At 62.2% G+C, this 25,462-nt stretch carries 24 protein-coding genes; 13 read left to right on the top strand and 11 right to left on the bottom strand.

What is annotated here, in order from left to right; all coding sequences use genetic code 11:
- Positions 1-3 precede the first annotated feature (3 nt).
- Positions 4-1,254 (bottom strand): pyridoxal phosphate-dependent aminotransferase, encoded by a 1,251-nt coding sequence (locus PQQ52_RS25325; RefSeq protein ID WP_408217322.1) that lies wholly within the window; start codon positions 1,252-1,254, stop codon positions 4-6.
- 582 nt (positions 1,255-1,836) lie between these two features.
- On the opposite strand from PQQ52_RS25325, the gene PQQ52_RS25320 reads away from it, so the two are divergent.
- The 12 genes from PQQ52_RS25320 (at position 1,837) to PQQ52_RS25265 (ending at position 15,325) form a co-directional block, all read left to right on the top strand.
- A complete protein-coding gene (locus PQQ52_RS25320) occupies positions 1,837-2,211 on the top strand; it encodes an Mth938-like domain-containing protein (protein WP_408217320.1) in 375 nt (124 codons plus the stop codon).
- A 220-nt stretch (positions 2,212-2,431) separates the two neighbouring features.
- On the top strand, positions 2,432-4,186 hold the full coding sequence (locus PQQ52_RS25315; RefSeq protein WP_408217317.1) for a glycosyltransferase family 39 protein: 1,755 nt from the start codon (positions 2,432-2,434) through the stop codon (positions 4,184-4,186).
- 25 nt (positions 4,187-4,211) lie between these two features.
- Complete coding sequence (locus tag PQQ52_RS25310; protein ID WP_408217314.1) at positions 4,212-4,583, top strand: DMT family transporter; 372 nt, start codon at positions 4,212-4,214, stop codon at positions 4,581-4,583.
- A gap of 257 nt (positions 4,584-4,840) precedes the next feature.
- Positions 4,841-5,992, top strand: coding sequence for a DegT/DnrJ/EryC1/StrS family aminotransferase (locus PQQ52_RS25305; protein WP_408217311.1), 1,152 nt, complete (start codon positions 4,841-4,843; stop codon positions 5,990-5,992).
- Positions 5,993-5,998: 6 nt separating this feature from the next.
- Positions 5,999-7,042, top strand: a complete 1,044-nt coding sequence (locus tag PQQ52_RS25300; RefSeq protein ID WP_408217308.1) for a glycosyltransferase — start codon at positions 5,999-6,001, stop codon at positions 7,040-7,042.
- Positions 7,039-7,986, top strand: coding sequence for a formyltransferase (locus PQQ52_RS25295; protein ID WP_408217305.1), 948 nt, complete (start codon positions 7,039-7,041; stop codon positions 7,984-7,986). The genes PQQ52_RS25300 and PQQ52_RS25295 overlap by 4 nt, the downstream gene beginning before the upstream one ends.
- Positions 7,983-9,029 (top strand): bifunctional UDP-4-keto-pentose/UDP-xylose synthase, encoded by a 1,047-nt coding sequence (locus PQQ52_RS25290; protein WP_097392326.1) that lies wholly within the window; start codon positions 7,983-7,985, stop codon positions 9,027-9,029. The genes PQQ52_RS25295 and PQQ52_RS25290 overlap by 4 nt, the downstream gene beginning before the upstream one ends.
- A 10-nt stretch (positions 9,030-9,039) precedes the next feature.
- Positions 9,040-9,933, top strand: a complete 894-nt coding sequence (locus PQQ52_RS25285) for a polysaccharide deacetylase family protein (protein WP_408217302.1) — start codon at positions 9,040-9,042, stop codon at positions 9,931-9,933.
- Between the two features lie 167 nt (positions 9,934-10,100).
- Positions 10,101-10,562, top strand: coding sequence for a peroxiredoxin (locus tag PQQ52_RS25280; protein WP_408217299.1), 462 nt, complete (start codon positions 10,101-10,103; stop codon positions 10,560-10,562).
- A 347-nt stretch (positions 10,563-10,909) separates the two neighbouring features.
- Positions 10,910-12,784 (top strand): PhoH family protein, encoded by a 1,875-nt coding sequence (locus tag PQQ52_RS25275; RefSeq protein ID WP_408217296.1) that lies wholly within the window; start codon positions 10,910-10,912, stop codon positions 12,782-12,784.
- Positions 12,785-12,989: 205 nt separating this feature from the next.
- Positions 12,990-14,234, top strand: a complete 1,245-nt coding sequence (locus PQQ52_RS25270) for an NlpC/P60 family protein (protein ID WP_408217293.1) — start codon at positions 12,990-12,992, stop codon at positions 14,232-14,234.
- A 284-nt stretch (positions 14,235-14,518) separates the two neighbouring features.
- Positions 14,519-15,325, top strand: a complete 807-nt coding sequence (locus PQQ52_RS25265) for an SDR family oxidoreductase (protein ID WP_408217555.1) — start codon at positions 14,519-14,521, stop codon at positions 15,323-15,325.
- Positions 15,326-15,484: 159 nt separating this feature from the next.
- Here the strand turns inward: PQQ52_RS25265 and PQQ52_RS25260 are convergent, their stop codons facing one another.
- From PQQ52_RS25260 to PQQ52_RS25215, 10 genes are all read right to left on the bottom strand, one after another.
- A complete protein-coding gene (locus PQQ52_RS25260; protein ID WP_408217290.1) occupies positions 15,485-16,495 on the bottom strand; it encodes an inorganic phosphate transporter in 1,011 nt (336 codons plus the stop codon).
- Positions 16,495-17,121, bottom strand: a complete 627-nt coding sequence (locus PQQ52_RS25255) for a DUF47 domain-containing protein (protein WP_408217287.1) — start codon at positions 17,119-17,121, stop codon at positions 16,495-16,497. Before PQQ52_RS25255 ends, PQQ52_RS25260 begins: the two co-directional genes overlap by 1 nt.
- A 116-nt stretch (positions 17,122-17,237) precedes the next feature.
- Positions 17,238-18,626: a replicative DNA helicase gene (locus tag PQQ52_RS25250; RefSeq protein WP_408217284.1), complete on the bottom strand. Its 1,389-nt coding sequence runs from the start codon at positions 18,624-18,626 to the stop codon at positions 17,238-17,240.
- A 135-nt stretch (positions 18,627-18,761) separates the two neighbouring features.
- Positions 18,762-19,214, bottom strand: a complete 453-nt coding sequence (gene rplI, locus PQQ52_RS25245) for a 50S ribosomal protein L9 (protein WP_408217281.1) — start codon at positions 19,212-19,214, stop codon at positions 18,762-18,764.
- A gap of 27 nt (positions 19,215-19,241) precedes the next feature.
- Positions 19,242-19,517, bottom strand: a complete 276-nt coding sequence (gene rpsR / locus PQQ52_RS25240; RefSeq protein WP_012432802.1) for a 30S ribosomal protein S18 — start codon at positions 19,515-19,517, stop codon at positions 19,242-19,244.
- A 2-nt stretch (positions 19,518-19,519) separates the two neighbouring features.
- Positions 19,520-19,819, bottom strand: a complete 300-nt coding sequence (gene priB, locus PQQ52_RS25235) for a primosomal replication protein N (RefSeq protein WP_028196682.1) — start codon at positions 19,817-19,819, stop codon at positions 19,520-19,522.
- A gap of 51 nt (positions 19,820-19,870) precedes the next feature.
- Positions 19,871-20,245: a 30S ribosomal protein S6 gene (gene rpsF, locus PQQ52_RS25230; RefSeq protein ID WP_006048823.1), complete on the bottom strand. Its 375-nt coding sequence runs from the start codon at positions 20,243-20,245 to the stop codon at positions 19,871-19,873.
- Between the two features lie 237 nt (positions 20,246-20,482).
- Complete coding sequence (locus tag PQQ52_RS25225) at positions 20,483-21,406, bottom strand: anti-sigma factor family protein (protein ID WP_408217278.1); 924 nt, start codon at positions 21,404-21,406, stop codon at positions 20,483-20,485.
- The gene (locus PQQ52_RS25220; RefSeq protein ID WP_408217275.1) at positions 21,396-22,145 is read right to left on the bottom strand and encodes an RNA polymerase sigma factor; all 750 of its coding nucleotides are present in this window, start codon (positions 22,143-22,145) and stop codon (positions 21,396-21,398) included. Before PQQ52_RS25220 ends, PQQ52_RS25225 begins: the two co-directional genes overlap by 11 nt.
- A gap of 183 nt (positions 22,146-22,328) precedes the next feature.
- A complete protein-coding gene (locus tag PQQ52_RS25215) occupies positions 22,329-23,243 on the bottom strand; it encodes a LysR family transcriptional regulator (RefSeq protein ID WP_408217273.1) in 915 nt (304 codons plus the stop codon).
- A 337-nt stretch (positions 23,244-23,580) separates the two neighbouring features.
- Here PQQ52_RS25215 and gcl point away from each other — a divergent pair, with 337 nt between their 5' ends.
- Positions 23,581-25,356: a glyoxylate carboligase gene (gcl, locus tag PQQ52_RS25210; RefSeq protein WP_408217270.1), complete on the top strand. Its 1,776-nt coding sequence runs from the start codon at positions 23,581-23,583 to the stop codon at positions 25,354-25,356.
- The last annotated feature ends 106 nt before the right edge of the window (positions 25,357-25,462 follow it).

Here is a 25,462-nt window from a genome sequence, read left to right as displayed (position 1 = left end):
ATCTCAAGCCGTGTGGCGTTTGCGGTAACCGTCGAGGAAGCGCGCGATCCGGTTGATCGAATCCGCGAGGTCATCCACGTTCGGCAGGAACACGACGCGGAAGTGATCCGGCGTCTTCCAGTTGAAACCGGTGCCTTGAACCAGCAGGACGCGCTCTTCCAGCAGAAGATCGAGAATGAACTGCTGATCGTCCTGGATCGGGTAAATCTTCGGATCGAGGCGCGGGAACATGTACAGCGCCGCCTCGGGCTTCACGCAAGTCACGCCGGGGATGGCCGTCAGCATGTCATACGCGAGTTCGCGCTGTTTGTACAGGCGCCCGCTCGGCACGATCAGGTCGTTAATGCTTTGATAACCGCCGAGTGCGGTCTGGATCGCGTACTGGCCGGGCACGTTCGGACACAGGCGCATCGAAGCCAGAATGCCGAGCCCTTCGAAGTAGTCTTTGGCGTGGCGACGGTTCTCGCCGGCGGTCAAGCCCGAGATGAACATCCAGCCGGCGCGGTAGCCGCACGAACGATAGCTTTTCGACAAGCTGTTGAACGTGACGGTGAGCACGTCTTCGGAGAGCGCGGCCATCGACGTGTGCTTCTTGCCGTCATAGACAATCTTGTCGTAGACCTCGTCGGCGAAGATCACGAGGCCGTGCTGACGCGCGATCTCGATCAGGCCGAGCAACAGTTCGTCAGAGTACAGCGCGCCGGTGGGGTTGTTCGGATTGATGACGACGAGCGCGCGCGTATTCGGCGTGATTTTTGCGCGAATGTCATCCAGATCAGGCATCCAGCGGTTCGATTCGTCGCAGATGTAGTGCACCGGCGTACCACCCGACAGGCTGACGCCGGCGGTCCACAGCGGATAGTCCGGCGCGGGCAGCAGCACTTCGTCGCCGTCGTTCAGCAGGCCCTGGAGCGCCATCACGATCAGTTCGGAGGCGCCGTTGCCGATGTAGATGTCGTCCAGTTCGACGCCATGCACGCCCTTTTGCTGCGTGTAATGCATGATCGCCTTGCGCGCGGCGAACACACCCTTGGAATCCGAGTAGCCGGACGAGCCCGGCAGATTCAGGATCATGTCCTGGATGATTTCATCCGGCGCTTCGAAGCCGAACGGCGCGAGATTGCCGATGTTCAGCTTGATGATGCGGTGGCCTTCTTCTTCAAGCCGTTTCGCATGTTCGAGGACGGGCCCGCGAATGTCGTAGCAGACATTCAACAACTTGTTGGATTTGAGAATCGGTTTCACGGCGGGCACTTCATCCTGTTGTTGGGCTTGGGCGAACAAGCGGGGGCGAAAATACGCCGGCCCGGACAAGTCCACCGATACGGGGAATTATGACGCGGCACGACCGCCAGACACAGATCGGACTGCCAGACACGGGTTGAGCCGACTTCCCGGGCCGCTCAGGCGCGCGTCCGGCGGATTGCCGACGCAGTAGCCAAACAGGCAAACGCAGGCAAAAAGCAGTCAAAGCGGGCCAAAAACGGGCAAAAACAGTCGAGAAACAGACTAAAAGCAGACTAAAAGTAGACGAAAAGCGGGCAGAACCAAGGCAGGTAGCCGGTGGGCCGCGCCCATGCCCTCAGTGCGGCTTATGACAGCACATGAGGCGGCACGTGAGCGAGGGGCGCCGCAAGGCGGCTAAAAAGTTATAATTTAGCGGATTTTGGCCGACTTCCGCAATGCACCAACCGCAACGGCAAGCCTTTTCGGCCGCTTCTGTGTCACTCGCTGTGCCACTCGCGTGTCCCACTCGCGTCGAATCGCCCTGCTTCCGTTCTGCCCGGTCAGGCCGCCAACACGCATGATGTCTCACGACGACTTCGGAAAACGAATTTGAAATTACATCAGGATTCCAGCGGCGCCCTCAACACCGTCACCGGCTACGGCGCCGACTATGTCGAGATCAATCTGGTGCGCCATTCGGGCAGCATTCTCGTGCTGCCCGAAGCGCCCGTCATCGCTTGGCCCGTCTCCTCTTTTGACGACCTGAGCGCCGAGCACTTCGCCATGCTGGTGGACGCCGCGCCCGAAGTCGTCGTGTTCGGCAGCGGCGAACGGCTGCGCTTCCCGCATGCGCGCCTGACCGCCGCGCTCACCGCCAAACGCATCGGCGTCGAAACGATGGACTTCAAGGCCGCCTGCCGCACCTACAACATTCTGATGGCCGAGGGCCGCAAGGTCGCGGCCGCATTGCTGATCGAAGCGTAGCGGCGCCGCGCGGGCGCCGCGAAGTTGGCGTTTAGCTGGCGTGGAGGCGCAGGCCGCCACGCACGGCATCCGTGGAACGCGGCCACCGGCGCGGCGCCACCCGTGGCCGCGTCGAGGCCGATCACGTACACTGCGCGCCATTGGCGCCACGCCGGCGATCGCCCTTTCCAAATAACACCGCCTCGCCGCCCACGCGGCGTCGCCAAAAAGGTTGAACTCCATGAACGATACGCCCACCAGGCTACCGCTCAATCGCACCATGATCCTGCTGCTGGTGCTGGCCCTCGCCCTGATCTGGTTCGTGCCACTTGGCTGGCGCCACCTGTTGCCGAGCGACGAAGGCCGCTACGCCGAAATGGCCCGCGAGATGTTCGTCACCGGCGACTGGATCACGCCGCGCTACAACGGCTACAAGTATTTCGAAAAGCCGCCGCTGCAAACCTGGGCGAACGCGCTCACGTTCGCGTGGTTCGGTATCGGCGAATGGCAGGCGCGGCTCTATACCGCGCTGACAGGCTTTGCGGGCGTGCTGCTGATCGGCTTCACCGGTGCGCGCGTGTTCAATGCGGCGACCGGTGTATTCGCGGCGATCGTGCTGGCCACGTCGCCCTACTGGAACCTGATGGGCCACTTCAACACGCTCGACATGGGCCTGTCGTTCTGGATGGAGCTAACGCTCTGCGCGCTGCTGCTTGCCCAGCGCCCCAACCTGCCGACCGCCAACGTGCGGGCATGGATGTGGGTGTGTTGGGGGGCAATGGCGCTGGCGGTGCTGTCCAAGGGCCTCGTCGGCCTGATTCTGCCGGGTGCGGTGCTGGTGCTGTACACCATCGCCGCACGCGACTGGGCCGTGTGGAAGCGTCTGCACCTGATCGGCGGGCTGGTCGTGTTTTTCGCGATCGTCACGCCATGGTTCGTGCTGGTGCAGCAGCGCAACCCGGAATTCCTGAACTTTTTCTTCATCGTCCAACAGTTCAAGCGCTATCTGACGCCCGAACAGAACCGCCCGGGGCCGTTCTATTACTTCGTGCCGGTGCTGCTGGTCGGCTTCCTGCCCTGGTTGTCGGTGACCTTCCAGAGCGTACGCCACGCGTGGCGCCTGCCGCGCCAGCCGAACGGCTTCGCGCCGGTCACGATGATGCTGGTATGGAGCGCGTTCATCTTCCTGTTCTTCAGCGCGTCGCACTCGAAGCTGCTCTCCTACACGCTGCCCATCGCGCCGCCCATCGCGCTCCTGATCGGCATGTACCTGCCGCTCGTCACACGCGACCAACTGCGCCGCCATCTGGCCGGCTACGCGCTGTTTCTCGTCGTGGCCGCGTTCGCCGCGCTGTTCATGTCGCGCTTCGGCGACGCACGCAACCCGACTGAGCTGTATGTCGAATACCGCACCTGGGTACTGGCGGCACTCGGCGTCGCTTTCGTGCTCACACTGGCCGCGCTGTGGCTGAACCGCCGCAGCCGCGCCGGCACCCTCGGCGCCATCGCAAGCTTTGGCGCGGCGTGGCTGCTGCTCGGCACGATCGCCGGCACGGGTCACGACGTGTTCGGCCGCCTGAGCTCGGGCGCGCCGCTCGCGCCCGCCATCAAGGCCGAGATCGCAAAGCTGCCAGCCGATACGCCGTTCTACTCGGTCGGCGTCCTCGATCACACGCTGCCGTTCTACGTCGATCACACGATGATCATGGTCGAACATCCTGACGAACTGGCGTTCGGCGTATCGGTCGAACCGCAGAAATGGGTGCCTTCGGTCGACGCGTGGATCGAGCGCTGGAAAACCGACCGCTACGCGCTCGCGCTGATCCCGCCGGCAACTTATGACAGGCTGCTCAAAGAAGGGCTGCCGATGCAGGTGATCGCACGCGACCCACGCCGGGTCGTGGTGATGAAACCTGTGGCGGTGCCCGCGCCCGCATCCGACGCGGCGGCGCAGCATGCGCCGGCACCCGCGCCAGTAGAAAAACCACAACAATGACCCCATCTCAGGATCTAACCGTTCGATGAACCCGATTTCCCTCTTTTGTATCCTCGCGGGCGTCACGTTGAACGCCGGCGCGCAGTTGCTGCTCAAAGCCGGAACGAATGCCGTTGGACACTTCGAATTCACCCGTGCGAACATCCTGCCCATCGCCTTTCGTCTTGCCACCCAGCCGCCGATCATCGGCGGGCTGGCCTGCTATGTAATCAGCGTGGGCGTATGGGTGGTCGGACTTTCGCGGGTGGACGTGTCGATCGCCTATCCGATGTTGTCGCTCGGATACGTCGTCAACGCGTTCGCGGCGTGGTATCTATTCGGCGAAGTGATGTCCGTACAGAAGCTGATTGGGATCGGCGTCATCCTGATCGGCGTCGTCGTCCTGGCGCGCAGCTAGGCGCCATGTCCCCGGCCACGCTGTGCCGGGCACGATTTATTACCGTTTATTGCCGGCGCGGGGGCAAGCGCTGCGAAAATGCCGGCTGCAAAAGATGCGGTAAGCCGGGCATCCTCTCCGGCTAAGCAAAACGTAAGGTTGACCGCGGTAAGCTTGGCGGTTGCGCCCTTTTTTAGTCGTAGCCTTGGGTTTGCGCGTAGTGTGTGCTTTACTTCGCGCCCTTCGGGTTGCGCCCCTTTCAATCGAGCGAAGCATTCATGAGCCAGTCAACAGTCCCGTTTTTGCCGTTTGTCAAACCCGAGATCGATGAAGAAACGATCCAGGGCGTCGTCGACGTGCTCCGCTCCGGCTGGATCACCACCGGCCCGCAGAACCAGAAATTCGAAGCGGCACTGTCCGAGTTCTGCGGCGGCCGCCCGGTGCGCACGTTCAATTCCGGCACCGCGACGCTCGAAATCGGGCTGCGCATCGCCGGTGTGGGCGAAGGCGACGAAGTCATCACCACCCCCGCCTCGTGGGTCTCGACCAGCAATGTGATCTACGAAGTCGGCGCGACGCCGGTGTTCGTCGACATCGATCCGGTTACCCGCAACATCGACCTCGATCTGCTGGAAAAGGCCATCACGCCGCGCACCAAGGCGATGATTCCGGTTTTTCTGTCGGGCTTGCCGGTGGACATGGACCGGTTGTATGAAATCGCCCGCGCCCACAAACTGCGCGTGATCGAAGACGCCGCGCAGGCGTTTGGTTCGACGTGGAAAGGCGAGCGGATTGGCAAGCTCGGCGACATCGTCTCGTTCAGCTTCCACGCGAACAAGAATCTGACTTCGATCGAAGGCGGCGCACTGGTGATGAACAACGAGGAAGAAGCCATCCTCGCGCAGAAGTACCGTCTGCAGGGCATCACCCGCACGGGCTTCGACGGCATGGACTGCGATCTGCTCGGCGGCAAGTACAACCTGACGGACGTTGCCGCGCGCGTCGGCCTTGGCCAGATGCCGCATCTCGAACGCTTCATTGCGCAGCGCAAGAAACTGGCGCGCGCGTACTTCGCGGGCTTCGAAGGCGGCGCGGCGGCCAAACTGGGCATCGGCCTGCCGCTGGCCGATTTTGAGAACAGCAACTGGCACATGTTCCTGATCACGCTGCCGCTCGACAAGCTGTCGGTCGACCGCGCCGGCTTCATGGGTGCGCTGAAAGAACGTGGCATCGGCTCGGGCGTGCACTATCCTGCGATTCATCTGTTTTCACTGTACCGCGCACGCGGCTTCAAGGAAGGCATGTTCCCGCACGCGGAGCGTTACGGCGCCAGCACGGTCACCCTGCCGCTGTTCACGCTGATGAACGAAGGCGACGTGGAGCGGGTCTGCCGCGCGGTCAACGAAATTTGCGAACAATACGGAAAATAAGCGGAAATGATTTATTCGGAACATCGCGCCGTCGCACCGGAAGTGTCGATCATCATTCCGGTGTACAACGAGGAAGCCGGGCTGGCCGCGCTGTTCGCGCGCCTTTACCCGGCGCTCGACGCGCTCGGCACCGGCTATGAAGTGATCTTCATCAACGACGGCAGCCGCGACAAATCCCCCGCCCTGCTCGCCGATCAGTTTCGCGCGCGGCCCGACACGACCCGCGTGATCCTGCTGAACGGTAACTACGGCCAGCACATGGCGATTCTGGCGGGTTTCGAGCAATCGCGCGGCGAGATCGTCATCACGCTCGACGCCGACCTGCAGAATCCGCCGGAAGAAATCGCCAAGCTGGTCAACAAGATGCGCGAAGGCTACGACTACGTCGGCACGATCCGTCTGCAACGCCAGGACAGCTTGTGGCGCCGCAAGGCGTCGCGCGCGATGAACCGCCTGCGCGAGCGCATCACGCGCATCAAGATGACCGATCAGGGCTGCATGCTGCGCGCGTACAGCCGGCACATCATCGACACGATCAACCGCTGTGGCGAGATCAACACCTTCATTCCGGCGCTGGCGTACACCTTCGCGCAGAATCCGGTCGAGATCGAAGTCGCGCACGAAGAGCGGTTTGCCGGCGAATCGAAGTACTCGCTTTACAGCCTGATCCGGTTGAATTTCGACCTGGTCACCGGCTTCTCGGTCGTGCCGCTGCAATGGCTGTCGTTCATCGGCGTGATCCTGTCGCTCGGTTCCGCGGCACTGTTCGTGCTGCTGCTGATTCGCCGCTTCATCATCGGCGCGGAAGTGCAAGGTGTGTTCACGCTGTTCGCTATCACCTTCTTCCTGCTCGGCGTGATCATTTTCGCGTTGGGCCTGCTGGGTGAATACATCGGCCGGATCTATCAGCAAGTGCGCGCGCGTCCGCGTTATCTGGTGCAGACGATTCTCGAGCAGCGCGACGGCACCACCGTGACCGAAGCGCCGCGTCAGGCAGTCGTGCAAGCCGTGCAAGCCGCGCCGCTCTCCGATCAAGGACCCACCCCATGAAGCCGCGTGCGGTCGTATTCGCGTATCACAACGTCGGCGTGCGCTGCCTGCAGGTGCTGCTCGCGCGCGGCGTCGACGTGGCGCTGGTCGTCACGCATGAGGACAGCCCGACCGAAAACATCTGGTTCGGCAGCGTCGCCTCGGTCGCGGCCGAGCATGGCATTCCGGTCGTCACACCGGCCGATCCGAAAAGCCCGGAACTGCGTGCCGCGGTGAGCGCCGCGCGGCCTGACTTCATCTTCTCGTTCTACTACCGCCACATGTTGCCGGTCGACCTGCTGGCACTCGCCGCACGGGGCGCTTACAACATGCACGGCTCGCTCCTGCCGAAGTACCGTGGCCGCGTGCCGACCAACTGGGCGGTGATCCATGGCGAAACCGAAACCGGCGCCACACTGCACGAAATGGCCGCCAAGCCCGACGCGGGCGCGATCATCGCGCAAACGCCGGTACCGATCCTGCCCGACGACACTGCCGCGCAAGTGTTCGACAAGGTCACGGTCGCCGCCGAACAAACCCTGTGGCGCGTGCTCCCGGCTCTGCTGGCGGGCGAAGCGCCGCATCTGCCGAATGATCTGTCGCACGGCAGCTACTACGGCGGGCGCAAACCTGAAGACGGCCGGATCGACTGGACGCAAGCCGCGCAGCAGGTCTACAACCTGATCCGCGCGGTTGCGCCGCCCTATCCCGGCGCGTTTACGGATATCGAAGGTCACCGTTTTATCATCGCCCGTGCGCGCCTGGCCGCGCCCGGCGCGCTTCGCTCGGATTTGCCCCCGGGCCTGCACGTAAGCGATAATGCCGTTTTTGCGATATGCGGCGACGGTCGCTCGATCGCCATCCACGAATTGCGGCACCAGCACGACGGCAGCGAATCCGTCGTTACCCCCGCCGAATTCGCCCGGCTCATCCAAACTCCCCTCGAACCTCCCCGTTACTCATGAAAAAAGTCCTGATTCTGGGTGTGAACGGCTTCATCGGCCATCACCTGTCCAAACGCATTCTCGAAACGACCGATTGGGAAGTCTTCGGGATGGACATGCAGACCGAACGTCTGGGTGACCTGATCAACCATGAGCGGATGCACTTCTTTGAAGGCGACATCACGATCAACAAGGAGTGGGTCGAGTATCACGTCAAGAAGTGCGATGTGATCCTGCCGCTCGTCGCGATCGCCACGCCCGCCACGTACGTGAAGCAGCCGCTGCGCGTGTTCGAACTCGACTTCGAAGCGAACCTGCCGATCGTGCGTTCGGCCGTCAAGTACGGCAAGCACCTCGTGTTCCCGTCGACCTCCGAGGTCTACGGCATGTGCACGGACGAGCAGTTCGATCCGGAAGAGTCGCAACTGTCGTACGGTCCGATCAACAAGCCGCGCTGGATCTACGCGTGCTCGAAGCAGTTGATGGACCGCGTGATCTGGGGTTACGGCATGGAAGGCCTGAACTTCACGTTGTTCCGTCCGTTCAACTGGATCGGCCCGGGCCTCGACTCGATCTACACGCCGAAGGAAGGCAGCTCGCGCGTGGTCACGCAGTTCCTCGGCCACATCGTGCGCGGCGAGAACATCAGCCTCGTGGACGGCGGCGCGCAAAAGCGCGCGTTCACGGATATCGACGACGGCATCGGCGCGCTGATGAAGATCATCGAGAACAAGGACGGCATCGCCACGGGCAAGATCTACAACATCGGCAATCCGACCAACAACTTCTCGGTGCGCGAGCTCGCGCACAAGATGCTGACGCTGGCCGCCGAATTCCCGGAATACGCCGACCTCGCGAAGAAGGTGCAGCTGGTCGAAACATCCTCGGGCGCGTACTACGGTGCGGGCTACCAGGACGTGCAGAACCGCGTGCCGAAGATCGACAACACGATGCAGGAACTCGGCTGGGCGCCGAAGTCGACCTTCGACGAAGCGCTGCGCAAGATTTTCGAAGCGTATCGTGGCCACGTCGCCGAAGCGCGCGCGCTCGTCGAACAACAATAAGGCCTGATCCTTGGCTCGTATCGTCCTGAAGATCGACGTCGACACGCTGCGCGGCACCCGCGAAGGCGTGCCGAATCTCGCGCGCATCTTCGACCGCTTCAAGGCGCGCGCAACTTTCCTCTTCAGCCTCGGGCCCGACCATACCGGTTGGGCGATGCGCCGCGTATTGCGGCCGGGCTTTCTGAAGAAGGTGTCGCGCACGTCGGTGGTCGAACATTACGGCATCAAGCAATTGATGTACGGCGTGCTGCTGCCCGGGCCGGACATCGGCGTGAAGACCGCTGCGGAAATGCGCGCGATTCACGAAGCCGGCTTCGAATGTGGCATCCACACGTGGGACCACGTGTACTGGCAGGACAACGCGCGTTCGCAAGACCGCGAGTGGACCGAGAAGCAGATGCAGAAGAGCTTCAACCGCTTCGTCGCGATCTTCGGCGCGCCGCCTGCCACGCACGGCGCGGCGGGCTGGCAGATGAACGAACATGCGTTTGAGCAGATCGACGCGTGGGGCATGCACTACGCGTCCGACGGGCGCGGCCACTCGCCGTATCTGCCGGTGATCGGCGGCAGGCAACTGTCGCACGTGCAGATGCCCACCACGCTGCCTACGCTCGACGAAGTGCTGGGCGTGGATGGTGTCGACGAGCACAACGTCGCCGCATGGATGTTGAAGCACACCGAAAACAACCCGCACGATCAGGTGTTCACGCTGCACGCGGAACTCGAAGGACAAAAGCTCGCGCCGATTTTCGAACAGCTGCTGGAAGGCTGGCGCGCGCAAGGCCACACCTTCGCGACCATGGGTGATTACTACGCCACGCTGGACCGCAGCACGCTGCCATCGTACCCTGTTACGTGGGGCGAAATTCCAGGCCGCTCCGGCGAATTGATTGTCCAGCCCTGACTGGCCAAGCTACAGCCGGCCCTGACGATCCGACCGTCGCGAGAACGTACACCGCGTGGCCGGTCGATCTCCCCCAAAGCCTCGATGCCAGGCCGACGCCGCTGCAGTTGCAAGTGCAAGTGCAAGTGCAAGTACGGTGACGTCGGCCATAACAACCGGAGAACCACGTGCCCATCGCAGTCGACCAACCCGTCCCCGACTTTACCGCCCCCGCTACCGGTGGCGAGATCACGCTGTCCAAGCTGCGGGGCAAGAAGGTGGTGCTGTATTTCTATCCGAAAGACAACACGCCGGGCTGCACGACCGAAGGTCTGCAATTCCGCGATCTGTATCCGAAGTTCAGGAAAGCCGGCGCGGAAATTCTCGGCGTGTCGCGCGACAGCCTGCGCTCCCATGACAATTTCAAGGCAAAGCTCGAACTGCCGTTTCCGCTGATTTCGGATCCGGAAGAAACCTTGTGCGCGCTCTTCGGCGTCATGAAATTGAAGAAAATGTATGGCAAAGAAGTGCGTGGGATCGAACGCTCCACGTTCCTGATCGACGCCGAAGGCGTGTTGCGCCAGGCGTGGCGCGGCGTGAAAGTGCCCGGGCACGTCGACGACATTCTGGAGGCTGTACAAGCGCTTTGAGGCGCGTTATATTGGGTTCCAATGAGTGCCTGTCCACCCCACACTTTTCGTCGCTGCGCCAGACTTGACGGCCCTTTTACCGGTTCCGTCGAAGTCGTGAGGCGCAACGCGATAACCGAAGGCGAGCCGCTTGTCCCGTACGCCGGGGCGGCGGCTTTTTTAATTGCGCGCAGCCGTTCGTTCATTCGGCCACGTGCTTCCGTTAAGGAGCCGATCGAAGACCAGGCGAACCGGCATTTCTAAACCGAATGCGCGCCTCCGGGCGCAAACTGCGTGCGCACCCACTGGCACCGGCAGAATGCGACAGGCGGCGCACGAAATGTGACCCGATCAATTCGAGGGAAACCATGCCTTTGCCTACCCCCCCCAGCAAGCTCGGCAATCTCCTGCCGCCTGACGAATACAAGGCCAAAGCCGCCACGCCGGCGCGCTCCGCCGCGAAGAAACAGGCGGTCGAAGGGGAATCCGCAGAGTCGACCGATTATGGCCGTGCGAATGTCGCCACACCGATGGCGCACGCCGCCAATGCCGCGACCACGTTGCGGACCGTGCCGGCCTCGTCGGCTTCCCCTGTTGCGTCTGCATCCGCTGAGCAAGCTGCACCGGCGCGTGGACGCAAATCGAAGCAGACCGCGGCGTTGCTGCAACCGGTTCCCGCTGCCCGGCCGCAGGCCGAGCCGGCTGCTGTTGTTACGCCCGCAGCCAAATCGCAGCCGGTCGTCGCGCGCGCGCCCAGCGCGAAAGACCCGGCCGCAAGCACGCCCGCAGCCGTAGCACCCAGCACGCGCGGCACCAGCAAGAAGCGCGGCGCAGCCGCAGACCCGCTCGAAATGCAGAAGCTTTTCGTGCTCGACACAAACGTGCTGATGCATGACCCAAGCTGCCTGTTCCGTTTCGAGGAACACGACGTCTATCTACCCATGATGACGTTGGAAGAACTCGACAACCACAAAAAGGGCATGTCCGAGGTCGCGCGCAACGCGCGGCAGGTCAGCCGCACGCTGGACGCGTTAGTGGCGAACGCCGGCAACATCTCAGACGGCATTTCGCTTGCGCGCCTCGGCAGCCGTGAGGCGTCCGGGCGCCTGTACTTCCAGACCAAGCTCAACGCCATCGAGCCGGTCGAAGGTCTTCCGGAAGGCAAGGCCGACAACCAGATTCTCGGCGTCGTACGCGCTTTGCAGCGCGACCGCGCGGATCGTCAGGTCGTGCTGGTGTCGAAAGACATCAACATGCGCATCAAGGCGCATGCGCTCGGCCTGCCCGCGGAAGACTACTTCAACGACCAGGTGCTCGAAGACAGCGATTTGCTGTACTCGGGCATCCGCGCGCTGCCACAGGACTTCTGGACCAGGCACGCGAAGGGCATGGAGAGCTGGCAGGACACCAAAACCGGCACCACGTATTACCGCGTGACGGGTCCGCTGTGCGCCTCGATGCTGGTCAACGAGTTCGTCTATCTGGAGCCGCAGAACGGCGAGCCGGCGTTTCATGCGCTGGTGCGCGAACTGAACGGCAAGACAGCGCTGCTGCAAACCTTGCGCGACTACGGCCACCACAAGAACAACGTGTGGGGCATCACGGCGCGCAATCGCGAGCAGAACTTCGCGCTGAATCTGTTGATGAATCCGGAGATCGACTTCGTCACGCTGCTGGGTCAGGCCGGTACGGGCAAGACGCTGGTCGCGCTCGCGGCCGGCTTGGCGCAAGTGCTCGACGACAAGCGCTACAACGAGATCATCGTGACGCGCGCCACGGTGCCGGTCGGTGAGGACATCGGCTTCCTGCCGGGTACGGAAGAGGAAAAAATGCAGCCATGGATGGGTGCATTCGACGACAACCTCGAAGTCCTGCAGAAAACCGACGACGCCGCTGGCGAATGGGGCCGCGCCGCGACTCAGGAACTGATCCGCTCGCGCCTGAAGGTCAAGAGCATGAACTTCATGCGTGGCCGTACGTTCGTGGACAAGTATCTAATCATCGACGAGGCGCAAAACCTGACGCCGAAGCAGATGAAGACGCTGGTCACGCGCGCCGGTCCCGGCACGAAGATCATTTGTCTCGGCAATATTGCGCAGATCGATACGCCTTACCTGACGGAAGGCAGCTCGGGGCTGACGTACGTGGTCGACCGATTCAAGGGCTGGGCGCACAGCGGCCATGTGACGCTGGCGCGCGGCGAGCGTTCGCGTCTCGCGGATTACGCGTCGGAGATCCTTTAAGTTTCAATGCTTTAGCTTCAGCTGAAAGCCGCGTCCGGGCCACCCCGGACGCGGCTTTTTTATTGGGCACGCGTTTCCGAGGGGCAACACTTAGCGCACGAACTTCAAGTAAATTATCAAGAATTGTTGCTTGAGCCAGGTTCGACGGGCTACCATCCGGGAATCGCCCGTCATTAAACGAGCGTTTACCGCTCCTTTCGTCTTCATGCGCCGACTCGCCTTTTCGCTGCTGACCGTTGTGCTGCTTGCCGCTTGCGCCGGCGCGCCGCAAAAGACGTCGCGCGGGCCGGGTTCATCGGTCGTGGTCACGAACGGCGCTTATCACGCGCCGCCGCCGGGCTTCCCGAACTTTGTGGATCACAGCATTGGCCGCGAGGAAATCTCAATCCAGGCGATGAGTCTGGTCGGCATTCCATACCGCTGGGGTGGCAATACGCCCGATAGCGGCTTCGATTGCAGCGGATTGGTTCGTTATGTGGTATCGCGCGCGGCATCCGTGAATCTGCCGCGGACGACCGCGGATATGAGCGGCCGCGGCGAATCGATCGAACCGGATGAAATCGCGCCGGGCGACCTGATTTTCTTCAATACGACCGGGCGGGCGCATTCGCACGTCGGCATTTACGTCGGCAAACTGCGCTTCGTCAACGCACCGTCGACGGGGGGCACCGTGCGCCTCGACTATCTGACCAATCCCTATTGGGCCAAGCGTTTCGACGGTATTCGTCGTGTGGCAGCACCGGCTGCGACACCGGCACCGTTCGATACACCGAGCTACCAGGCGGCGGCGCCCCAGTCCGAGCGTGTCGCGCCGGTGGCGCAGACAGCGCCGACCTATGCCGGGGTTTCAGTGGCAACGCAAGCTTCGGGCTACGCGGCGAACTCTGCCGCGACGCGACCTTCGGGCTATACGGCCGCCTCCGTTGCGCCGCAAGCTTCGGGCTATGCAGAGAACCCGGCGGCTCCGCAGCAAACAGCTCGCGTCGCGGCGACCACCCGTGCGCCGCTGACGGCAACCGTCCAGCCGACGGTAGCCACGGCTGCGCTGCCGGCGCCACAAGCTGATCCGTTCGAACCGCCGCCGCCCGGCATGAGCGCCGCGCAGATGCAGGCACGCGCGGCGGGCGCGGTGTCTCCGTCGCCAGTTCAGGCTGCTCAAGCGAGTACGTACGATGCCGCCGCAGGCACGATGAATCAGCAGACAGCAGCGGTGCGAGCTGAACCGCCAACGGCTGCCGCCCGTGCGCCTGATCCAATCGATGCCGCTGCCGACGCATTCGAACCGCCTCCACCCGCTTCTGTCGCCGCGCGCCAGGCTCAACAGGCTCAGCAGGCCGATGGGAATGGAAGCGTACAGATCATGCGCGCCTCGACGGCGTCGCGTGGCATCCCTGCTCCCACCCAAACCACCGACGACCCGATCGCACGTTTCGCCAACGGTAACTTTTAACCGTGCGGCCCGGTGCGGACCGACGGCGATTACCTGAGCCGGTTTCGTGCTCACTGCTCGCTGCACACGGATCGTGGTTGCCGTAATCGACGATCAAAGACCAACGAACGGTGACAGGTGATAAGTGACCTGCGACCGGTGACTCGTAGCTCGTCACCCAGGACCCGTGCCGTGCCAGGCTAAAGTTAGCCATGCGGCCGCGCTCGCTCCACGAGCCAGTCCATCCCCGCTGCGCTGCCGATCTGCTATCGTCATCGATATTCTTCTGACAGCGGGTGGTGACGATGGATCTCGGGCTGAAAGACAAGGTCGTGTTGATCACGGGCGGCAGCAAAGGGATCGGGCTTGCCTGCGCCCGGGCGTTTGCGCTGGAGGGGGCGAAAGTGGCGATCGTTTCACGCGACCCCGCCAATCTCGCACGCGCTTACGAACAGTTGAGGCAGGAGGGCCTGCACGTCCATCGGACCCGCGCCGACCTGCACGAACCGCACAGCGCGGCGGACATCGTCGAGGAAGTCAGCACCGCGGTCGGCCCCATCGACGTGCTGATCAACAGCGCCGGCGCAGCCCGTCGTTATGACCCGGAAACGCTGGACGCCGATGCGTTCCGCGCGACCATGGAAGCAAAGTATTTCCCCTACATTTACCCGCAACAGGAAGTGCTGCGGCGCATGGCCGAGCGCGTGAAGGCCGGCGACGGCGCTGCACCCGGCACGATCGTCAACATCATCGGCATGGGCGGCAAGATCGCGAGCGACATCCATATCGCCGGCGGCGCCGCCAATGCCGCACTGATGCTCGCCACCGTCGGCCTTGCCCATTACTACGCGCGCTACGGCATCCGCATCAACGCGATCAATCCGGGTTCGACGCTGACCGAGCGCGTCGAGGAAGCGGTCAAGCTGGAAGCGTCGCAGCAAGGCATCGAAAGCGCGGACGCGTTGGCGCGCGGGCAGGCTAAAGTGCCGCTCGGACGCTATGCAAAACCGGAGGAAATCGCTGACGTTGCATTGTTTCTGGCAAGCCGGCGCGCGAGCTATGTGACGGGCGCAATCGTCCCGATGGATGGAGGCAGCACACCGCTGATCTGAGCGGCGCGCTTTACAGCTTTGGGGTTGAGGCTTTGGGGGTTGAGGCTTCACGCCTCAAGGGCATCAGACTTAAAGCTTTTCGGGCTTTCGGGCTTTGAAGCCAAAGCCCGAAAGCCGAATCCTGAAAAGACGTATGGATTTGCCGTCCCGTCTGCGCGCTTACAGCAAGCGGTGACCGAGCCACCAGGCAGCAGCGGAGAGCGCCGCGGAAGCCGGAATCGTCAGAATCCACGCCCAGACGATATTGCCGGCCACGCCCCAACGCACTGCGCTCAACTTCTGCGTCGCACCGACACCGACGATCGCGCCAGTGATCGTATGCGTGGTGGACACCGGAATGCCGAGCCACGACGCGGTAAACAGCGTGATCGCCCCGCCCGCCTCCGCGCAAAAACCACCAACCGGCTTCAGCTTGGTGATCTTTTGGCCCATCGTGCGAACGATCCGCCAGCCGCCGAACAACGTGCCGACCCCCATCGACAGATAGCAGCCGCCGATCACCCACAACGGCGGCGCATCCGCGATCGACGAAGCGTACCCGGTCGCGATCAGCAGCATCCAGATGATGCCGATCGTTTTCTGCGCGTCGTTACCGCCGTGGCCAAGGCTATACAAGCCTGCCGAGACCAGTTGCAAACGTCGGAACCGCCTGTCCACCTTGCTCGGTGGCGTGCGGAAATAGATCCACGACACTGCCAGCATGAAGAACGAGCCGAGTACGAAACCGAGCAGCGGCGAGATGAAAATGAAGGCTACCGTCTTCATCAATCCGTCGATATTGAGCGAACCCCAGCCCGACTTGGCGAGCGCCGCGCCCACCAGCCCACCGATCAGCGCATGTGACGAGCTCGACGGAATACCGTAATGCCACGTGATGATGTTCCAGCCGATTGCGCCCACCAGCGCACCGAAAATGACGTAGTGGTCGACGATATTCGGATCGATCGTGCCCTTGCCGACCGTCTGCGCCACTTTCAGGTGGAACACGAAATACGCGATAACGTTGAACGCCGCCGCGAAGGCCACGGCCTGCTGCGGCTTCAGCACGCCGGTCGACACGACCGTGGCGATCGAATTCGCCGCGTCGTGGAAGCCGTTCATGAAGTCGAAAATCAGTGCGACGGCGACCAGGCCGGCGACGACCCAGATAGCGAGTTGTATCGATTGCATTATGCGTTTTCCAGCACGATGCCTTCGATGATGTTCGCCACGTCCTCACACTTGTCGGTGATCGTTTCGAGCAATTCGTAGATCGCCTTCAGCTTGATCAGCGTCTTGACGTTGTCTTCTTCGCGGAAAAGTTTCGACATGGCCGAACGCAGCACGCGGTCGGCTTCCGATTCCAGACGGTCGATTTCCTCGCATGCCTTCAGGATCTGGCTCGCCTGCTTCATGTCCGATAGCAGGCTGACAGCGAACTGCACGCGCTCGGAAGTGGCCGTGCAGATGTGCGCCAACTGGCTCGCTTCGGAGGTCACGGCCTGTACGTCGTACAGCGAGATAGCGGTGGCAACGTCCTCCATCAGATCGAGGATGTCGTCCATCGTGGTGATCAGCTTGTGGATCTCGTCGCGGTCGAGCGGCGTGATGAAAGTCTTGTGCAGCAGGTCGATGGTTTCGTGCGTGAGCTTGTCAGCGGCCTTTTCGGCTTTCTGCACGTTTTGCTTATGGGTCTCGGCGTCCTGAAGGTTATCGATCAGCAGCTCGAGCTCATGGCTTGCCGAGACGATGCACGTTGCGTGTGCATTGAAAATTTCAAAGAACTTGCCCTCGGTGGGCATGAATCGACCGAACATTGGGATCCCGAAAATTGGTCACATAATGGCTGACATAAAACCGCCACATTGTACCGTTCCGGGATCGATGCCGCACTTTTGAAAGCGTCGTTACAACACGCCCAGCAGTTATCTCTTTACTCGCTGTAGAAATTCTGCGCGCCGGCAAAATTGTCGAACTTCGTGAATTGGCCATGGAACGTGAGCCGAACAGGACCGATCGGACCATTCCGTTGTTTACCGATGATGATCTCTGCCGTGCCCTTGTCCGGGCTGTCCGGGTTGTAGACCTCATCGCGATAAATGAACAGGATGACGTCCGCATCCTGCTCGATAGCGCCAGATTCACGCAAGTCGGACATGATCGGACGCTTATTCGGACGCTGTTCGAGACCCCGGTTGAGCTGCGACAACGCAATCACGGGTACATCGAGCTCTTTGGCGAGACTTTTCAGCGAACGCGAGATTTCCGAGATTTCGGTTGCACGGTTCTCGCCCGCCGACGACGAGCCGCTCATCAGTTGCAAATAGTCGATGATGATCAGGCCGAGCTTGCCGCACTGGCGCGACAGCCGTCGCGCGCGCGAGCGCAGCTCCATCGGGTTCAGGCCACCCGTTTCGTCGATGAAAATCTGCGCCTCGCTCATCTTCTGCACCGCGTGCGTGAGCTTCGGCCAGTCCTCGTCGGTCAGGCGCCCGGTCCGCATGCGGTGCTGGTCGAGCCGGCCAACCGAGCCCAGCATGCGCATGGTGAGTTGCGAGCCCGGCATTTCCATGGAGAACACCGCCACCGGCAGGCCGTACTCGACCGCCACGTATTCGCCGACGTTCATTGAAAACGCCGTTTTACCCATCGACGGGCGGCCCGCCACGATGATCAGCTCGCCGCCATGCATACCGGAGGTCATGCGATCCAGGTCGACGAAGCCCGTCGGCGTGCCGGTCACGTCACTCGGATTGGCTGTGTGATACAGCGTGTCGATCCGCTCGACCACCTGCGTGAGCAGCGGGCCGATTTCCAGAAAACCCTGCGTGCCGCGCGCACCGTCTTCGGCAATCGAAAACACCTTCGATTCGGCCTCGTCTAGCAACTGGCGGACTTCCTTGCCTTGCGGATTGAATGCGTCCGCCGAGATTTCGTCAGCCACCGAGACGAGACGGCGCAGCACCGCCCGATCGCGCACGATTTCTGCGTAGCGACGGATATTGGCCGCGCTCGGCGTGTTCTGCGCCAGCGCGTTCAGGTACGCGAGACCGCCGACATCCTCCGCCTTGCCCGAGGTGCCAAGCGCCTCGTACACGGTAATCACGTCGGCCGGACGCGTTGCCGCGATCAGCTTGCCGATGTGCTCGAAGATGATACGGTGGTCGTATCGGTAAAAATCACTCTGCGAGAGGAAGTCGGCGATGCGGTCCCAAGCCGCGTTGTCGAGCAGCAGGCCGCCCAGCACCGACTGCTCGGCTTCGATCGAATGCGGCGGGACTTTCAGCGACTCGATTTGGGGATCTTTGGACGGTGCGTTCATGGAGAGGAATTATCGGGTAAATCGAGCGCGTGCGGGCGGCGGAAAAACTAAAAAAGCGGGCACAAAAAAAGGCAGGGGCCGGTCACCCGGCCCCTGCCTTTTGCCAGCAACAACCTGGCAGATGCTTATTGATGCTTAAACGTGTTCGCCGAGCACAGCCACCGTCACGTCGACGAGCACGTCGGTGTGCAGCGAGACCTGAACAGCGTGGTCGCCGACCATCTTCAGCGGGCCTTCCGGCAGACGCACTTGCGCCTTTTCCACTGCGAAGCCTTGCTTGACCAGTGCATCAGCGATGTCGGCATTCGTCACCGAGCCGAACAGACGGCCGTCGACGCCAGCCTTCTGACCGATCTGAACCGTCGAGCCTGCCAGCTTTTCGCCTTGAGCTTGAGCGGCAGCCAGCTTTTCAGCTGCGGTCTTTTCGAGGTCAGCGCGGCGAACTTCGAATTCAGCCAGGGCTTCCTTCGTTGCACGGCGAGCTTGCTTGTTCGGGATCAGGAAGTTACGTGCGTAACCGTCCTTCACCTTGACGATATCGCCCAGGTTGCCCAGGTTGACGACTTTTTCCAGAAGAATAATTTGCATTCGGATACTCCTTATCGCGTCGTCGGGTTAGGCCTTGTGCTGGTCGGTGTACGGCACCAGCGCGAGGAAACGTGCGCGCTTGATTGCCGTATCCAGCTGGCGTTGATAGTGCGACTTCGTACCCGTGAGACGCGCCGGCGTGATCTTGCCGTTTTCGCCGATGAAGTCCTTCAGCGTTTCGAGGTCTTTGTAGTCGATGTGATCGACGTTAGCGGCCGTGAAACGGCAGAACTTCTTGCGCTTGAAGAGCGGATTTTGTTGCTGACGACGTTTGTCGAATTTCTTACCAGTCGGGCGGGGCATGTTCAGTCCTTTCCAATGTCCTGCAATTCTGTGATGTGAAATACCAGCGTTCTTGCGTTGCGGTGCTTTTTCGCCAGAAAGCCTGTGAAGAGCGTTTCCACGCCCATCTGACAGCCTTCCAGCTTACCGCTCGCCTCACCTGCGGCTACCGCCTGCATGGTCAGTTCGACTTGCCGGGCAATACCGGCTTCGACGACTTCCGTGCGGTGGTGCAACGTGCAGCCTGCAATCGGAACGCCGGCGGGGGTATACCGCACCGGTTCGCGTTCAACGACGCTGGCCGTAAGTTGCAGCCGATTCATGTAGCCTTTGGCGAGAGCGACGCTTTCGTCTGGTAGCTTAAATAGTGTGTCTTAAGCCTGCGCTTCGGACGGTTGCGTAGCAGCCGACTTCTTGGCTTCTTCGCGCTGCACTTCCTTCATCATCGGCGACGGGCCGGTTTCGGCCTTCTTCATCTTGACGATCAGGTGACGCAGAACAGCGTCGTTGAACTTGAATGCGTGTTCCAGCTCGTCGAGCGTGGTTTGGTCGCATTCGATGTTCATGCAGACGTAGTGAGCCTTCGCGAGTTTCTCGATCATGTAGGCCAGTTGGCGACGGCCCCAGTCTTCGATACGGTGGATCTGGCCACCGTGCGAGGTGATCGTGCTCTTGTAACGCTCGATCATGGCGGGCACTTGCTCGCTCTGATCGGGGTGCACAATAAAGACGATTTCATAATGACGCATACACACTCCTTGTGGACTTGTGGATTAGAGCCACCCGGGCGTCTGAACCGGTGTGGCAAGTGAGAAGCCAAAGAGTGTAACGCGATTGGGGCCGGGTTGCAAGATATCCCGTTAATGCAGCGCACGAATCGGGTGTGTTTTCAAGGGTTTAGGACGAAGCGGGCGGACAGCTACGACGGGCCGCCGCGCATGCGCGCCCGCGAAAATCCGCCGGGATCGCGCACACGGGAAGCCCGCTCAGCCCCCCTCGGTCTGCTCGCTGCCGCCCGCCAGACGGGCCTTCAGCGCTGTTTCCAGCCCGCTGAGCGCGTCCGGCGCGGCGTCGGTGACGGCCCACCAGGTCATCCCCTGTGTGTTCCAGTGCGCCAGCGAGTAACCCTCACGGGTCTGCGCCATCGAAAACCCTGCGGCCGCTTCCCGCCCAGCATCGGCGGAGCGCGCCTCCGGAAACACATAGACGTCGATAATGTGCTTCTGATAGCGGTACACCAGCACCGCCACCCGCTGATGCGCGATGTAATCCAGGCGGCCGCCCTCAAGCGGAAAACCGTTCGCCGCGAGGTCCTCGACCGGCGGCGAATAGTCGATCCGGCCGTTGAACCAAGGCTTGACCGTGTGCCGATCAGTCGAAATGACGTCGATGTCGTGACCGGACATTTGCGCCCGCACGTGGCTTTCGACCAGTTCATCGGAGAACCCGCCGCCTTGCGCCGCACGATGCTGGTTCATTGTCACGCCCACCGCCACCGCACCGAGCGCGACCACCAGCGCAACGAGCCAGCCCTGCCCGATCATTACCCCTGAGCCTGAGCCGCCGCCCGGCCGCCCCATCGCAGCTTGCGGACGCCACCAGCCATTCAGCCAGTTCCCCAGCCAGTTTAGCTGCGGCCTCGGCTGCGCAGCGGTCCGCGGGGCTTCGATGGGCTCGTCGGCGACGGGGTCACCCTCCGGGAGGGCAGCAAGAATCCGCGCCCGCAGGGCATCCGGCGCGCGATGATAAGGCTGTGTGCGCAGCGACTCGCTCAGCGCATGCAGGTTTTCGCTTTCACGCCGGCAGGCGTCGCAGCTCTCGATGTGTTGCTGGACGCGCTGAGCGTCCGGCGCGGGCAGTTCGTGATCGGCGTTCGCGTCGAGGAGCGGCCGGGCTTCGTTACAGTCCATCTGGCGTCTCCTGAGCTGAGCCGGTGGCGCTTGCACCGGGGTTGTTGGGCGGACGGCCGTTAGAGGCCGCCCGAAGTGGCGTGACAGAAGCCGTGGGGGGCGGACATGCACCGGGCGTCGTGGCTCGCGGCGGGGCGCCCCCGCCCGAATGCCCGGACGCCTGCTTCGCCGTCAGCAGTGCGGCCAGCCTGCGCCTGCCCCGGGCGAGCCGCGACATCACCGTGCCGATCGGCACATCGGCCACCATCGCGATCTCGCGATAACCCATTTCCTCCAGCTCCCGCAGGATCAACACCTCCCGGTACTCGACCGGCAACTGCGCGAGCGCGTCGTGCACGAGCTTCGTGTCCTCATTGCGGATCAGAAGCGTCTGCGGATCGACGCCACCCGCGCTCCAGCCGTCGAAGGTCGCGTCGTCCATGGTGTCGTCAAACTCGACCACTTCATGCGATGAAGCGCGCCGCCGCCACTCCGTGTACCAGGTGCGGCGCACGATCGCAAGCAGCCACGGCCGCGCGGAGTCGCCACGGAACGTGTCGAAGAAACGAAACGCGCGCAGGAACGCTTCCTGCACGACGTCGTCGGCATCGTTGGGGTTGCCGCACAGCCAGCGCGCAAGGTTGTACGCGGCGTCGAGGTGCGGCAGCGCCAGTTGCTGAAAACGGCGGCTACGCGCCGCGTCGTCGTGCGCGCCAGCGGCATTTGAATCGGGTTGACCCACCTCGGCCCTCCAGGGCATTGCGGCTACGCTATGTGACTCGTCTTCACACAACATGACCGGCCACAGACCGAGTTTATTCCCGCCCCTGCGTGGAATCTGCAAAAAAGGTAGAAAAGACCGTGTGCACCGCGGATCACGGCATGAAATGCTGAACGGCACGATCACGGCGGTTTGAGCGAAAAACCGGCACGCCCTACCGCGCTAGTAAGTCGGGCGATTCCAGTAATCCTCGCTGGCATACACCTCTTTCAGATAGTCGATGAAGTAGCGCACCTTGGCGGGCACATAACGCTGCTGCGGATAGACCGCCAGAATGTCGTAGTCGGGCAGCGCGAATTCATCCAGCACGGTTTCCAGCTCACCGCGTGCCAGTTGCTGCTGGATCTCCCACGTGGAGCGCCAGCCGAGCCCGAGCCCTTCGGATACCCAACGATGCAGCAGCTCGCCGTCGTTGCAGTCGAGCGTGCCGCCCACCCGCACCGTCGCAAGCTTGCCGTTACGGCGGAAGTACCAGCCGCGGTTCTGCCCGCCTTGCAGATTGAACGCCAGGCAGTTGTGCTGCGGCAGATCTTCGAGCGTTTTGGGCTTGCCGTATTGGCGGAAATATTCCGGCGTGCCGCACACCACGCGCCGGTTCGACGCCAGCTTCACCGCGACGAAATTCGGATCGACCGCGCCGCCGATCCGGATCGACAGGTCATAACCTTCGCGCACCAGATCCACGACCCGGTCGGTCAGGTTGAACGACACCTGCAATTCGGGTTTGTCGGCGAGAAAAGGCGGCGCAAGCGGCGCAACGTGCTTGCGCCCGAATGCGGCGGGCGCCGACACGATCAGATGGCCGTTCACCGCGCGCCGTCCGGCGCTCAGTTCGTTTTCCGCCTGGTCCCATTCGGTCAGCAGCCCGCGGCAGCGCTCGAGAAACGCCGCGCCGTCTTCGCTGACCACGAGGCGCCGCGTCGAGCGGTACATCAGCTTCACGCCAAGGCGTTTTTCCAGCGCGTCGATGCGGCGCCCGAGAATCACCGGCGACACGCCCTCCTCCAGCGCGGCCGCCGCGAGACTGCCCGCATCGGCGACGCGGACGAAAGTTTCGATCTGTTTGAAGCGGTCCATTTTTGTCTCCTACGCGTCTCGCACCTCGAGGCCGAAGGCCAGGGTTCACGGCTTCCGGCTTCCGGCTTCCGGCTTCCGGCTTCCGGCTTCCGGCTTCCGGCCCCAGATCCTTGCCTCTCTACCCGCCGCCCGCAAAGCCTCTCGCCCCACCCCGCCCGTCCAGCTACTCAACGCCGCGCGCCATTCCATACTTTTTGTTTCGAAATAAGCGACCTGGACTGATCTTATCAAACCTTTAGGTGAGGCCTACAGTTCGATCAACACCTTTTGGTTTGCACATCCGTCAGCGAATTCGTTAGCCAACCATTCGCCCACCCAAGACATTCAGGAGACATTCATGGCCAAGATGAGAGCCGTCGACGCAGCCGTGCTGGTGCTCGAAAAAGAAGGCATCAACACCGCATTCGGCGTTCCGGGCGCAGCAATCAACCCGTTCTACTCGGCCATGCGCAAGGCAGGCAGCATCAGCCACGTGCTGGCGCGTCACGTCGAAGGGGCATCGCACATGGCCGAAGGCTATACGCGCGCCCAGCCGGGCAACATCGGCGTGTGTATCGGCACGTCGGGCCCCGCCGGCACCGACATGATCACCGGTTTGTACTCCGCTCAGGCCGACTCGATTCCTATTCTCGCTATCACGGGCCAGGCGCCGCGCGCGCGTCTGTACAAGGAAGACTTCCAGGCCGTCGACATCGAATCGATCGCCAAACCGGTCACCAAGTGGGCCGTCACCGTGCGTGAGCCCGCTCTCGTGCCGCGCGTGTTCCAGCAGGCATTCCACCTGATGCGCTCGGGCCGTCCGGGTCCGGTGCTGGTCGACCTGCCGATCGATGTGCAGCTCGCCGAAATCGAATTCGACATCGACACGTACGAACCGCTGCCGGTCTACAAGCCCAAAGCAACGCGCAAGCAGATCGAAGCCGCGCTGAAGATGCTCAACGACGCTGAAAAGCCGTTGATTGTCTCGGGTGGCGGCGTGCTGAACGCAGCCGCTGAAGACCTGCTGGTCGAATTCGCAGAAACCATCGGCGTGCCGGTGATCCCGACGCTGATGTCGTGGGGCGCTATCCCTGACGACCATCCGCTGATGGCCGGCATGGTCGGCTTGCAAACCTCGCACCGCTACGGCAACGCGACCATGCTCGCCTCCGACTTCGTGCTCGGCATCGGCAACCGCTGGGCGAACCGTCACACGGGTAGCGTCGAGGTTTATACCAAGGGCCGTAAGTTCGTGCATGTGGACATCGAGCCGACGCAGATCGGCCGCGTGTTCGGACCGGACCTGGGCATCGTGTCGGACGCGAAATTCGCGCTCGAACTGTTCGTCGAAGTGGCGAAGGAATGGAAGGTCGCCGGCAAGCTGAAGGATCGCAGCGCATGGGTTGCCGATTGCCAGCAACGCAAGCAGACGATGCACCGCAAGACGCACTTCGACAACGTGCCGATGAAGCCGCAGCGCGTGTACGAAGAGATGAACCAGGTGTTCGGCCGCGATACCTGCTACGTGAGCACGATCGGTTTGTCGCAGATCGCCGGTGCGCAATTCCTGCACGTCTACAAGGCACGCAACTGGATCAACTGCGGCCAGGCAGGCCCGCTCGGCTGGACGATTCCGGCAGCGCTCGGTGTGCGTGCAGCCGACCCGCAACGTCAGATCGTCGCACTCTCGGGCGACTACGACTTCCAGTTCATGATCGAAGAACTGGCAGCCGGCGCGCAATTCAAGCTGCCCTACGTGCACGTGGTGGTGAACAACTCGTACCTCGGTTTGATCCGTCAGGCACAGCGCGCGTTCGATATGGACTTCTGCGTGCAGCTCGGCTTCGAGAACATCAACGCGCCGGAAATGAACGGCTACGGCGTGGACCACGTCGCGGTTGCGGAAGGCTTGGGTTGCAAGGCGATCCGTGTGTTCAAGCCGGAAGAACTGAAGCCGGCGCTGCTGAAAGCGCAATCGATGCTCTCCGAATTCAGCGTGCCGGTGATCGTCGAAGTGATCCTCGAACGTGTGACCAACATTTCGATGGGCACCGAGATCGACGCCATCAACGAGTTCGAAGAACTGGCCGAAAAGCGCCAAGACGCACCGACGGCAATCAGCATGCTCGACTGAGCATTCTGACCTTGCAGTAGATGAGCGCGATTCAGCAGCGTAGCAATTCAACGCAACTGAGTCGCCTCATGAAGTTATTCCACTGACCGACCAGCGAGACAAAAAG

The organism is Paraburkholderia sediminicola, from assembly GCF_046030555.1.
GTDB lineage: Bacteria > Pseudomonadota > Gammaproteobacteria > Burkholderiales > Burkholderiaceae > Paraburkholderia > Paraburkholderia sediminicola_E.
Note: the sequence above shows the minus strand (reverse complement) of the source record. Positions and strands in the feature narration are given on the sequence as shown.